The organism is Mesorhizobium sp. CNPSo 4684 (assembly GCF_057784315.1).
In genome coordinates this window covers 1-12,067 of sequence record NZ_JBWLUX010000030.1, presented here as the reverse complement: position 1 = coordinate 12,067, position 12,067 = coordinate 1, and the positions used below count along the sequence as shown (strand labels likewise).

Sequence of the window (12,067 nt, the reverse complement as noted above, 5' to 3'; positions counted from 1 at the left end):
GGCTGATGGCGAAAGCAGGGCGACGGGGGAGGGCCCTGCCGGATCATCACAGACCCGTGAACAGAACCGCTCCCCACACGTCTCTCAGTACACCGCAAAGCAGTAGAACAGACCGTCGCCGCCGGTGCCTTTCAGCGCCTCCTGGCTGCAGCCGCCGCGCGAGGCGTGCGAGGAGTTCCAGGATTTCGCCGCCGCCGACTCATCAAGGCCGGTGCGGTCGTGATGGCCCATCATCGCCGCGCCCTCCGCGCCACTTAGCGTCCAGGCGCCGCAAGTCTGGTCGGCGATCTTGGTGCCGTCGGGCTTCGAGCCGGTCAAAATGTCGTGCCGGTTCGGCTTGTCGCCACGGCCGTTGACCACTTCGCCCTTCTCGTTCAATGCCGTCTGCTTGGTGATGGCGTTGGTGTCGCTGTGCAGCGAGGCGACGTCATCGGCGATCTTTTCGCCCTTGGCATTGACCCACGGACCCTTGCCGATGCGGTCGCGCGCATCGACGTCGGCAGTCGAGAGATAGGCGTGCCATTCCTTGCCGGTAACCCCGGCCGCCTCCGCCAGCGACGCGCAGTGGGCGTCCGCACCCTTGAGACCGCCGAGATCGGCGCCCTTGCCGGACCCGACACTGGTGACGAAGAAGCTCATCTTGGCGTCTTGGGCGAGGGCTGCGCCAGCTGTGGCTGCAAGCGCTGCGGCGGCAACGAGAAGAAGTCTGCGCATGTCGGTCCTCCGGTTTCGAATGTCCTACATTCGAAGAAACGTAACTGGAGGCCTGTTTAATCCCGCTTCAAGCCGGTTTATTCCGGCTGCCGGTAGGCGACGAAGCGCTGGTTCCTGGCTTGGAAGATCAGCCCTGTCTCTTTCAGCTCGGGGCTCGCCAGTGGCACGATGCGCTTCGCAATTTCTGAGGGATGCGGCAGCGTCTCCGGATCCTCGCCGGGTGCCGCCTGCGCGCGCATGGCGGTGCGCGTGGCGCCGGGGTCGACGGCATTGACGCGCAGCGGCAGGCTTTGCGTCTCATGCGCCCAGGAGCGCGCCATGGCTTCGACCGCCGCCTTCGACGCCGCATAGGGCGCCCAGAAGGCGCGCGCCGAATGCGCGGCCCCGGAGGACATGAGAATGGCGCGGCCGGCGTCGGACAGCCGGAGCAGCGGGTCGACTGAGCGGATCAGCCGCCAGGTCGATGTGACGTTGATGGTCATGACCTTCTCGAAGGTTTTCGCCTCGACGTGGCCGATCGGCGAGATGACGCCGAGCACGCCGGCATTGGCCACCAGTATGTCGAGCTTGCCCCAGCGCTCGTGAATGGCGCCGCCCAGCCGGTCGATGCCGGCCATATCGGCAAGATCGAGCGGCACCAGCGTCGCTTCGCCCTTGCCGGTTTTGGCGCGTTCAGCCTTGATCTGGTCGTCGAGCTCTTCCAGCCCACCGACGGTGCGGGCAACCGCGATGACATGCGCGCCGGCGGCGGCAAGTTCTTTCGCGATGAAATAGCCAATGCCGCGCGAGGCACCGGTGACGACCGCGACGCGGCCGGAGAGGTCGAGGGTCATGCGAGCGCTTTCAAGGATGGCAGTTGGGCTTTAGGCCCCGTTGTTCGCCAGCAGCGACAGCGTGCGCACATTGTCGTGGCCTTCGAAGTCGAGCAGGCGGGTCGGGTACTGGCCGGTGAAACAGGCGTCGCAGAATTGCGGCTGCTCATTGTCGCGGCCGGCTTCGCCGACGGCGCGGTAGAGCCCGTCAATGGTGAGGAAGCCGAGCGAATCGACGCGGATGAATTCGGCCATTTCCTCGATCGACATGCGCGATGCCAAAAGCTTCGACTTCTCCGGCGTGTCGACGCCGTAGAAGCACGACGCACTGGTCGGCGGCGAGGCGATGCGCATATGCACTTCCCGGGCGCCGGCATCGCGCACCATCTGCACGATCTTCTGGCTGGTGGTGCCGCGCACGATGGAATCGTCGACCAGCACCACGCGCTTGCCCTCGATCATGCGGCGGTTGGCGTTGTGCTTGAGCTTGACGCCCATATGGCGGATCGAATCGCCGGGTTGGATGAAGGTGCGGCCGACATAGTGGTTGCGGATGATGCCGAGCTCGAAGGGAATGCCGGCAGCCTGGGAAAAGCCGATCGCCGCCGGCGTCCCGGAATCCGGCACCGGCACGACGATATCGGCCTCGACCGGGCTTTCCTGCGCCAGCTCGGCGCCGATGCGCTTGCGCACCTCGTAGACGTTGCGGCCTTCGACCGAGGAATCCGGACGGGCGAAATAGACATATTCGAAGATGCAGAAGCGGGTCTTCTGCGGCTCGAACGGAAACAGGCTCTCAATGCCTTTCGAGGTCACGACGACCATCTCGCCAGGCTTCAGGTCGCGCACGAAGCGGGCGCCGATAATGTCGAGCGCGCAGGTTTCGGAGGCCAGGATCCAGGCGCCGTCGAGGTCGCCGAGCACCAGCGGCCGGATGCCGAGCGGATCGCGGCAGCCGATCATCTTCTTGGAGGTCATCGCCACCAGCGAGAAGGCGCCTTCGACCTGACGCACGGCGTCGATGAAGCGCGAATTCAAATCGCGCTCCTTGCTGGTCGCAACCAGGTGCAGCAGCGTCTCGGTGTCGGAGGTCGACGAGAAGATCGCGCCCTGCTTCTGCAGCGCGCGCTGCACGGTCATGGCGTTGGTGAGGTTGCCGTTGTGAGCGACGGCAAAGCCGCCATCGGCGAGTTCGGCGAAGAAGGGCTGGATGTTGCGCATGCCGGCACCGCCAGTAGTGGCGTAGCGCGTGTGGCCGATGGCGCGATTGCCTTGCAGGCTGTCGATGACGTGCTGCTTGGTGAAGGTGTCGCCGATCAGCCCGACATGGCGTTCGACATGGAACTGCGTGCCGTCATAGGAAACGATGCCGGCCGCTTCCTGGCCGCGATGCTGCAGTGCATGCAGGCCAAGCGTGACGATGGCCGCGGCGTCCTGCCGGCCGAAAATGCCGAACACGCCGCATTCGTCGTGAAAATGATCGTCTGCTTCGGCGGAAAGCACGTCGTCTGCGTCTGCCTTCGAAACTGCCATGGGGCTCAAGCTCCGCTAAAATGGCCATATAAGGCGAGAGCGCCGCGAAAGCAACGCACTCCGTGCGCTGGGGCGCCATACCGTTCCAGGTCAGTTTGCCGGCGCGGCCGGGGCCGGAGCGGCGGGCTGTGCCGGTGCATTGTCGGCCGGAGCGTCGGTCTCGTCGTCGGGCGCGGGCGCATCCTCGCCGGCTGCCGGCGCATCCGCCGCCGGTGCATCGGCTGCCGGGGGCGTCTCAGGTGCTGCCGGCTGATTCGGGTTGAGCTTCTTCAGGATGGCGTTTTCCGGATCCTCGGGCAGCAGGCTTTCCAGCTTGGCGCCGATGGTTTCGAGCAGCGGCCTCGACTTGGCGTTGGCGATCCAGGCCGGAGCCTTGGCGCCGGCCAGCCAGTTGAAGAACAAGAGCGCCACCGCGACGACGAGGATGCCGCGCGCCGCGCCGTAGAGGAAGCCGAGCGTACGGTCGAGCGCGCCGATCCTGGAATCGATGATCCAGTCGGCAAGCTTCATGGTGATGACGGAAACGACGATCAGCGCGATGAGGAAGACGATGCCGGCGGACGCCGCCATGGCGATCTTGTCACTTTCGACATAGGGCTGAACGTAAGGCAGCACCGGCTTGTAGAAGAAGAACGCCGCTGCGGCGGCCGCGGCCCAGGAGACGACGGACAGGATCTCGCGAGACAGGCCGCGAACCATGGCGAGCATCGCCGAGACCAGGGTGAAGCCGACGAGAATTCCGTCAAGCAGCGTAATCGGCATGTTGTTCGCCCCACTCCGATTGTCTTTTCACGGCTCGGCCGAGCCGTGTCATTCTTCCTCGTCGACACGACTGCGCCGTGAGCCGGCTATGCGCGCCACGAGATCGGCAAGTTCGGTTGGCTGGAAAGCGCCGGCCCCGATCCCGCCAGGACCAGTACCATTGGCAACCTCCTCGCTGCCCAAGGGCAGAACCGCACTTCCAAAACCCAGCTTTTCGGCCTCTTTAAGGCGCTGTTGCGCATGCGCAACCGGCCTCACCGCGCCCGACAGGCTGATTTCGCCGAAATAGACGCAATCGGCGGGAAGGGCAAGACCGGTGAGCGACGAAACCAGTGCAGCGGCGACCGCCAGATCGGCGGCCGGCTCGGAAATCCGGTAGCCGCCGGCGACGTTGAGATAGACATCGTGGGTGCCGAAGCGGACGCCGCAATGCGCTTCGAGCACGGCCAAAATCATCGACAGCCGCGCGCCGTCCCAGCCGACGACGGCACGGCGCGGCGTGCCCAGCGACGACGGCGCCACCAGCGCCTGGATCTCGACCAGCACCGGGCGCGTGCCTTCCATCCCGGCGAAAACCGCGGCGCCCGGAGACTTCGCATGGCGTTCGCCGAGGAACAGCTCCGACGGGTTGGCGACTTCGCGCAGGCCCTTGTCCGACATTTCGAAGACTCCGATCTCGTCGGTCGGGCCGAAACGGTTCTTCACCGTGCGCAGGATGCGGTAGTGGTGGCCGCCTTCGCCTTCGAAATAGAGCACGGCGTCGACCATGTGCTCGACGACGCGCGGGCCCGCGATCTGGCCGTCCTTGGTGACATGGCCGACCAGAACGATGGCGGCGCCCGTGGATTTGGCATAGCGGATCATCGCCTGGGCGGCGGCGCGCACCTGGGTGACGGTGCCGGGCGCCGAATCGGCCATGTCGGTCCACAGCGTCTGGATCGAATCGAGGATGACGAGGTCCGGCCTTCTGCCGTCGGCGATTGTTGCCAGGATGTCCTCGACATTGGTCTCGGCGGCAAGTTCGACGGGTGTGTCGGCGACGCCAAGCCGTTGTGCGCGCAGCCTGATCTGGGCGACGGCCTCTTCGCCCGAGACATAGACGATGCGGTGGCCTTTTGACGCCAGTGCTGCCGCAGCCTGGGTGAGCAGCGTCGACTTGCCGATGCCCGGATCGCCGCCGACCAGCAGCGCCGAGCCCCGCACGAAACCGCCGCCGGTGGCGCGATCGAGTTCGCCAATGCCCGAGATGATGCGCGGCGCATCCTCGATGTCGCCGGACAGACTGGTCAGCACCACGGCGCGGCCCTTGCGGGCATTGCGCGTGTTGGCAGGCCCCGAGCCGATGCCGCCCGACGTGCCTTCCTCGACGAGGGTATTCCACTCACCGCACGCATCGCATTTGCCGGCCCAGCGCTGATGCACCGATCCGCAATTCTGGCAGATGAACTGGACGCGGGATTTAGCCATGGAGTGATGCTGCTCGCAAATGACCGAAGGAGGGTGATCCTGCACACCCTCTGTCCTGCCGGCCATCTCCCCCGCAAGGGGGGAGATTGGCTGCCGTCGATGCTTTCGCCAATCGCCACCGTCGCAAGGCGAGCGCCACCCGCGAAGCTCCTGATCTCCCCCCTTGCGGGGGAGATGGCCGGCAGGCCAGAGGGGGGTGTGACGGAGCGCGGCTGTAGGCCAAAAGCTACTCAAACCTCTCCGCGATATGGTGCTCTTCGGCGAGGTCGGAAAACCGGGTGAATTCGCCCTGGAAAGCGAGGCTGACCGAACCGGTCGGGCCGTGGCGCTGCTTGGCGACGATGACTTCGGCCTTGCCGCGCATCTCGTTCATCTCGTGTTCCCACTTGATGTATTCGTCGGTGCCGGGCTTGGGTTCGCGGTTCTTCAGATAATATTCCTCGCGATAGACGAAGATCACCACGTCGGCGTCCTGCTCGATCGAGCCGGATTCACGCAGGTCGGAGAGCTGTGGGCGCTTGTCCTCGCGGCTTTCGACCTGACGCGACAGCTGCGACAGCGCGATGATCGGCACGGACAGCTCCTTGGCCAGCGCCTTGAGGCCGGTGGTGATCTCGGTGATTTCCTGCACGCGGTTCTGCGAGGCCTTGGCGCTGGAACCCTGCATCAGCTGGATATAGTCGATGACGATGAGGTCGAGGCCGCGCTGGCGTTTTAGCCGGCGCGCCCGGGCGGAAAGCTGCGCGATCGAGATACCGCCGGTCTGGTCGATGAACAGCGGGATCTTCTGCATGGTCTGCGAGCAGGCGACCAGCTTTTCGAAATCCATCTCCGAAATCTCACCGCGGCGGATTTTTGACGATGGAATCTCGGTCTGCTCGGAAATGATACGGGTCGCCAGCTGTTCGGACGACATTTCGAGCGAGAAGAAGCCGACGACGCCGCCATTGGCGGCCTTGAACGACCCGTCGGCCTGCTGCGCCGGCACATAGGCCTCGGCGATGTTGAAGGCCATGTTGGTGGCGAGCGATGTCTTGCCCATGCCGGGGCGGCCGGCGATGATGATCAGATCGGAGGGCTGCAATCCACCCATGCGGCGGTCGAGATCGCGCAGGCCCGTGGCGACGCCCGACAGATGGCCGTCGCGCATATAGGCGGCGTTGGCCATGTCGACGGCAGTCTTGACGGCGTCGGTGAAGCTCTCGAAGCCGCCATCGTAGCGGCCGGTTTCGGCCAGTTCGAACAGTCGCCGCTCGGCATCCTCGATCTGCTCGGACGGCGCCATGTCGACCGGTGCGTCATAGGCGATGTTGACCATGTCCTCGCCGACGGTGATCAGCGCGCGGCGCGTGGCGAGGTCATAGATGGCGCGGCCATAGTCGGTGGCGTTGACGACGGTGACGGCTTCGACCGCCAGCCGGACCACATATTGCGCCACCGTCATGTCGCCAACCTTCTCGTCGGCCGGCAGGAAGGTTTTTAGCGTGATCGGCGTCGCCACCTTGCCCATGCGGATGAGTTCGGCCGCGACCTCGAAGATCTTCCTGTGCAGCGGCTCATAGAAATGGCCGGCCTTGAGGAAGTCGGAGACGCGGTAGAAGGCATCGTTGTTAACGAGGATGGCGCCAAGCAGCGCCTGCTCGGCCTCGATGTTGTTTGGCGCCTCACGATAAAGCGGTTGCTCCGCCACGCCGAATTTTCGTGCTGCCTCTGCCATGATGTCCCCGATTTCGATCCCGGCTTCTCGATACCAGAACGCGAAAGATCCGATGCTGACTTATATGCATCAGTTGCGTCCAATCGGCGTTGATGCCCGCTGTCCACAGGGGACGGCAAACCGTCCACAGGACAGAATTCCCGTGCTCTGATTCCGATTGACTCGCCAAGTGGTGATTGTATTGGTCCGACAGGAACGAAGCAAGAACAATCTCGGCGGCTATCCGCTCCTCTCGTCCAACGTATCGCCCCAGTCCAACCGCCGCGCTTGCTTGAACAGCTCGCCGTCGCGCTTGGTGAAAAGCGTCTCGCCGGCGCTGCCGTCCGGCCGGCACAATTTGAGCAGCACCTTGCCGGAGCCGGCTTTCGGCGGCGCAATGACGCGCGCGGCGCCGGAGGCCGCGGGCTGCCGCGACGCCGCGACGTAGATGAACTTCTCGTCCTCCCACGGCACGTCGGCATCCTTGGCCAGGCGATGCAGGCGCGAGCGGGCGACGCGGCGCGAAAAATGGCACCAGTCGGGCGGCTCAAGCGGGCAGGGCGCCTCGTGCGGGCAAGGGACCAGCACATGCGCGCCGGCCTCCAGCAATTGCCGGCGCACCGCAAGAATGCGCTGCCAGCCGGCGGGCGTGCCCGGGTCGACAATCAGCAGCGTGCCGCTGGTCAACTGCCAGAGCCGGCCGACAAGCTTCGGCAGCGATGCCGGCGCGATCTCGTCCAGCACATAGGCGCAGGTGACGAGATCGGCAGGCTTGAGATCGGCAAGATCGATGGTGACGTCGCCGGCGCGCCAGTCGGTGCTCGCGACAATGGTATCAAGAGCGAGCGACTGGCCGACCTTGCGCACCGCGGCGCTAGCCTCAAACAGCACCGCCTGTTCGAGGTCTGGCCAGAGGTCCGTGGTGGCCCAAAGCACCGTACCAGGGCCGGCGCCGACATCGAGCAGGGTTTTTGGCTGGAAATCGGGCCGTGCCTCGGCGAGCGCGTCGAGGCTGGCGCGCGCGGCTGCATAAGTCGCCGGCAGCCGCGTCGCCAGATAGGCTTTTACCGCCATCTCCTCGGCCATGTGCAGGCGGCCGTCGCGCAGTTCGGCACGGTAGCGGTCCGACAGCGTCTTCGCCGCCTGGCGCAACGCCGGCAGCGGTATCGTTTCAAGCAGGCGCTCGACGCCTTGTCTGAGCGGTGCTGGCAGTTCCACGCTCAGGCTCCGTGCGGTGCGAACAGGATGACAGAGGCGCCAGCAATGCAAAGCGCCCGCGCCGGCAAGATCCCAGCGGTCCGGGCGCACGCCTTCCGCCAGCCACAGCCAGCCGAGCGAGGCCGCAATGTAGATGCCGCCATAGGCGGCGTAGGCGCGGCCGGCGGCATTGGTGTCGACCAGCGCCAGCAGGAAGCCGAACAATGCAAGCGAGACGAGGCCAGGCGCCAGCCACAGCGGTGACTTTTCAAGCCGCCACCAGGCCCAGAAGGAAAAGCAGCCGGCGATCTCGGCCAATGCGGCGGCGATGTAGAGGAGGTAGGTCATGAAAAAGGTCTCGGCATAGCGAGACCTTTTTCATGTTTGGGCAGGCGATGGCAAGGCCGATGGGGCCTCCGGCTACTCGCGATCCGCCACCTTGCGGCGGCGCGCGGACTTGGCAACAGCTGACCTTGTAGCAACAGCCTTGGCAACGGCAGGCTGGGCGACCGGTTGTTCGTGGCGATGCCCAATCTCGCGCATTTCCAGTGCCTTTTCACATTTGGCCATGTAGTCGCGAGTCATCGGCAGCGTGTCGTTCTTCTTGGCGATCTGGATCTGGAAGATCACCAGGTCCTGCCAGCGGAAGGCCGCTTCCGAGGCGGCGAGATAGAACTCCCACATCCTGCAGAAGCGCTCGTCATAGATCGCCTTGGCCTTGTCGCGGTTGGCGGCAAACCGCTGGCCCCAGTGCTTCAGGGTATCGGCATAGTGCAGCCGCAGCATCTCGATGTCGGTAACCACCAGCCCCGACTTTTCGATTGCCGGCATCACCTCCGACAACGAAGGGATGTAGCCGCCGGGGAAGATGTATTTGCGGACGAAGGCGCTGGTCGCCCACGGCACGCCGGAGCGGCCTATCGTGTGCAGCAGCATGACGCCGTCCGGCTTCAACAGCGTCGCCGACTTTTCGAAGAAGGTGCGGAAATGGTTGACGCCGACATGCTCGAACATGCCGACCGAGACGATGCGGTCGAAGCGTTCGTTGAGTTCGCGGTAGTCCTTCAGGTCGAAATGCACCCGGTCCTGCAGGCCTTGCGCATGCGCCCGGTCGGTGGCGACGCCGTGCTGCTCGGTCGACAGCGTCACGCCCTGCACGTCGACGTCGAATGCCTTGGCGAGGTAGAGGCCAAGCCCGCCCCAGCCGGAGCCGATGTCGAGCACGGTCTGGCCGGCCTTCAGCCTGAGCTTGGCGGCGATGTGGCGCTTCTTGGCGACCTGCGCCTCGTCGAGGGTCATGTCCGGCTGCTCGAAATAGGCGCAGGAATACTCACACCCCCCCCGCGGTGTTGATCTGCTGCAGGCGGCGGAAGGCGTGGCGCAGGCCCTCGATCGCCTTCGACCAGGTGGCGTCGATGCCGCCGCTGCCCATGTTCTGGAAGGCGATGCGCATCACACCCAGCACACCGCCCTCGAGGATGTCGAGTTCGCCATCCATATAGGCTTCCGGCACCGCCAGCATCGGATCGAAGGTGATGGCGCGCTCGGCATGCGCGGTCTTGATGTGCATGTGCACCGGATCGCCACTGCCGTCGCCGAAAACCACGGTCAAACCCTTCGGCCCGGTGACTTTGAGATTGCCCGTGCGCACCAGGCGGTCGAGAACGCGCTTCAACAGAATATTCATCACCAAATGTCCCCTCACGGTCAGACTGGCGGGCTAACTCTGCAACAATATATAGGGGTTCGAAAAGTTCCATTTGGTACAAAAATGCCCGGGCGAGAGGCCCGGGCATTGGTCCACAAAGGTTGGATGACGACAATGTGATTGGGGAGCGCCGCTCCCTCGCTTGTCGTTGGGCGATCAGGCGTTGTCTTCGCCGCCTTCGAACTCGGTGTTCGGGTCGAAGAAGTTCTCCGGCCGCGCATTGTCGTTGATGTCGTCGCCATAGATGGCTTCGGCGGTGGTCAGCGTTTCGCCCTTGGCCTGACGCTCGGCTTCATCGGCCGTGCGGGCGATGTTGAGGCTGATGGTGACCTCGACTTCCGGATGCAGCGCGATCGCCACATTGGTGACGCCGATGGTCTTGATCGGCTGGTTGAGCTGGATCTGGTTGCGGTTGACCGAGAAGCCTTCCGCCGTCAGCAGCTCGGCGATGTCGCGGGTCGACACCGAACCGTATAGCTGGCCGGTCTCGCCGGCCGAACGCACGGCGATGAAGCTCTTGCCGTCGAGCTTTTCGGCGACCTGGCTGGCTTCCGACTTGCGCTCGAGGTTACGAGCTTCAAGCTGGGCGCGCTGTCCCTCGAACTTCTTCTTGTTGGCTTCGTTGGCGCGCAGCGCCTTGCCCTGCGGCAAGAGGAAGTTGCGGGCAAAGCCGTCCTTGACCTTGACGGTATCGCCCATCTGGCCGAGGCGGGAAACGCGTTCGAGAAGAATGACTTCCATGGTTTTGTTCCTTCGTCTGGGCACCGATCACAAGGTCGGCGCCGAATTGAGTGGAACAGGTCAGGAAGCTCTGAGCGCCTTGGCGCCGGTGTCGCTGTCCTGCCTGTCGCGGCAGTTAGAGGCTTTTCACCTCAACTCGGGATTTCAATGCATGTCGCCCAAAAGTGGGCCCCGGTTTGGGACAACGACATGCATCATCAAAATACTCCCTGCGGCGCCCGTCGCCGTGGGAGAATAGAGCGGGCGGCGAACCGCCCGCTCGAAAGTCTTAGCGAACCACGTAGGGCAGCAGGCCGAGGAAGCGGGCGCGCTTGATCGCCTTGGCGAGTTCGCGCTGCTTCTTCTGGCTGACGGCGGTGATGCGCGACGGCACGATCTTGCCGCGCTCGGAAATGTAGCGCTGCAGCAGACGCACGTCCTTGTAGTCGATCTTGGGCGCGTTGGCGCCGGAGAACGGGCAGGTCTTGCGGCGACGATGGAACGGGCGCCGGGTCGGGATCTGATTGATGTCGACCATTATTCTGCACCCCCTTCAACGCCTTCGCGCGGACGGCGCGGACCACGATCGCCACCGGCGTCGCCAAATGAGCGCGGCGGACGATCGCCACGGTCGCCGCGATCACGATCGCCAAACGAGCGCGGACCACGATCGCCACGGTCGCGGTCGCCGAAGCCGCCGCGTTCCGAGCGCTCTTCGCGCTTCTGCATCATGGCCGACGGGCCTTCCTCATGCGCCTCGACCTTGACGGTCAGGAAACGCAGCACGTCTTCGGACAGACCCATCTGGCGCTCCATCTCGTTGAGCGCTGCCGGCGGGCAGGTGAGGTCCATGAGCGTGTAGTAAGCCTTCCGGTTCTTGTTGACCCGGTAGGTGAGGGACTTCAGTCCCCAGTTCTCGACCCGGCCGACGGACCCGCCATTTGCGGAGATGACGCCCTTGTACTGTTCGACAAGCGCATCGACCTGCTGCTGCGAGAGGTCCTGCCGGGCAAGGAACACATGTTCGTATAGAGCCATAGTGGTTCAATGCCTTTCTTCGTTTCTCTCCCGGATCCTCGCGGCAAAAGCCTCTGCAACTTCTCTGACCCGCTGGTCCCGAAGGGGCGGGGAAGAAAGGAGCATTTCGAGACGGTCGAGAGCGGAGACACGGGAGGCGGAAGCGCTTCTGGCTTCACACGCCGCTTTCCCCTAGGAAAACAACGGCCCTCCGTTCAGCCCCCAGCAAGGACCGGCAGATTGCGGGCGTCTATATAGCAATTTGGCGGGAAGGCAAGGGTAGGACGCCGTTCTGTCGTAAGCACACGAGTTGTCCGGATTAGGTAGCACGCGAGTTGTCCGGTTTTATCGCCAGCGAATGGAGGCTGGGGATGAAGCGGGCAGCATGGCTACAGGACCGGAGAATGCAGAAGTTTCGGGATGTTTTGAGCCGCTGGAATG

General features: G+C 64.4%; 10 protein-coding genes and 2 pseudogenes. All 12 read right to left on the bottom strand.

Features of this window, described 5'->3' with window-relative positions; all coding sequences use genetic code 11:
• Nucleotides 1-84: 84 nt before the first annotated feature.
• Entirely contained in the window at nt 85-714 is a 630-nt protein-coding gene (locus AC04SG_RS24625; RefSeq protein ID WP_488553157.1) for a hypothetical protein, read from the bottom strand.
• A 77-nt stretch (nt 715-791) separates the two neighbouring features.
• Nucleotides 792-1,547 (bottom strand): SDR family NAD(P)-dependent oxidoreductase, encoded by a 756-nt coding sequence (locus AC04SG_RS24620; protein WP_488553156.1) that lies wholly within the window; start codon nt 1,545-1,547, stop codon nt 792-794.
• Between the two features lie 30 nt (nt 1,548-1,577).
• Complete coding sequence (gene purF / locus AC04SG_RS24615; RefSeq protein WP_112397309.1) at nt 1,578-3,059, bottom strand: amidophosphoribosyltransferase; 1,482 nt, start codon at nt 3,057-3,059, stop codon at nt 1,578-1,580.
• 90 nt (nt 3,060-3,149) lie between these two features.
• Nucleotides 3,150-3,821 (bottom strand): CvpA family protein, encoded by a 672-nt coding sequence (locus AC04SG_RS24610; RefSeq protein WP_488553155.1) that lies wholly within the window; start codon nt 3,819-3,821, stop codon nt 3,150-3,152.
• Nucleotides 3,822-3,869: 48 nt separating this feature from the next.
• Nucleotides 3,870-5,288 carry a DNA repair protein RadA gene (gene radA, locus AC04SG_RS24605; RefSeq protein WP_488553154.1) on the bottom strand — a complete coding sequence of 473 codons (1,419 nt, stop codon included), beginning with the start codon at nt 5,286-5,288 and terminating at the stop codon, nt 3,870-3,872.
• A 226-nt stretch (nt 5,289-5,514) separates the two neighbouring features.
• Complete coding sequence (locus AC04SG_RS24600; protein ID WP_112560787.1) at nt 5,515-7,005, bottom strand: replicative DNA helicase; 1,491 nt, start codon at nt 7,003-7,005, stop codon at nt 5,515-5,517.
• 219 nt (nt 7,006-7,224) lie between these two features.
• Entirely contained in the window at nt 7,225-8,202 is a 978-nt protein-coding gene (locus AC04SG_RS24595) for a small ribosomal subunit Rsm22 family protein (RefSeq protein WP_488553214.1), read from the bottom strand.
• A gap of 69 nt (nt 8,203-8,271) precedes the next feature.
• Nucleotides 8,272-8,529 (bottom strand): annotated as a pseudogene (locus tag AC04SG_RS24590) (YnfA family protein); the annotation flags it as partial.
• A gap of 72 nt (nt 8,530-8,601) precedes the next feature.
• Nucleotides 8,602-9,868, bottom strand: a pseudogene (locus tag AC04SG_RS24585) (class I SAM-dependent methyltransferase).
• A 177-nt stretch (nt 9,869-10,045) separates the two neighbouring features.
• Nucleotides 10,046-10,630: a 50S ribosomal protein L9 gene (gene rplI, locus AC04SG_RS24580; protein ID WP_112560791.1), complete on the bottom strand. Its 585-nt coding sequence runs from the start codon at nt 10,628-10,630 to the stop codon at nt 10,046-10,048.
• Nucleotides 10,631-10,898: 268 nt separating this feature from the next.
• A complete protein-coding gene (rpsR, locus tag AC04SG_RS24575; RefSeq protein ID WP_006203718.1) occupies nt 10,899-11,147 on the bottom strand; it encodes a 30S ribosomal protein S18 in 249 nt (82 codons plus the stop codon).
• Nucleotides 11,147-11,647 carry a 30S ribosomal protein S6 gene (gene rpsF / locus AC04SG_RS24570; RefSeq protein WP_112560792.1) on the bottom strand — a complete coding sequence of 167 codons (501 nt, stop codon included), beginning with the start codon at nt 11,645-11,647 and terminating at the stop codon, nt 11,147-11,149. Before rpsF ends, rpsR begins: the two co-directional genes overlap by 1 nt.
• Nucleotides 11,648-12,067: the final 420 nt, after the last annotated feature.

Coding starts and splice junctions, on each gene's coding strand:
- AC04SG_RS24625 (WP_488553157.1), bottom strand. CDS start 714: ATGCGCAGACTTCTTCTCGTTGCCGCCGCAGCGCTTGCAGCCACAGCT.
- AC04SG_RS24620 (WP_488553156.1), bottom strand. CDS start 1,547: ATGACCCTCGACCTCTCCGGCCGCGTCGCGGTCGTCACCGGTGCCTCG.
- purF (WP_112397309.1), bottom strand. CDS start 3,059: ATGGCAGTTTCGAAGGCAGACGCAGACGACGTGCTTTCCGCCGAAGCA.
- AC04SG_RS24610 (WP_488553155.1), bottom strand. CDS start 3,821: ATGCCGATTACGCTGCTTGACGGAATTCTCGTCGGCTTCACCCTGGTC.
- radA (WP_488553154.1), bottom strand. CDS start 5,288: ATGGCTAAATCCCGCGTCCAGTTCATCTGCCAGAATTGCGGATCGGTG.
- AC04SG_RS24600 (WP_112560787.1), bottom strand. CDS start 7,005: ATGGCAGAGGCAGCACGAAAATTCGGCGTGGCGGAGCAACCGCTTTAT.
- rplI (WP_112560791.1), bottom strand. CDS start 10,630: ATGGAAGTCATTCTTCTCGAACGCGTTTCCCGCCTCGGCCAGATGGGC.
- rpsR (WP_006203718.1), bottom strand. CDS start 11,147: ATGGTCGACATCAATCAGATCCCGACCCGGCGCCCGTTCCATCGTCGC.
- rpsF (WP_112560792.1), bottom strand. CDS start 11,647: ATGGCTCTATACGAACATGTGTTCCTTGCCCGGCAGGACCTCTCGCAG.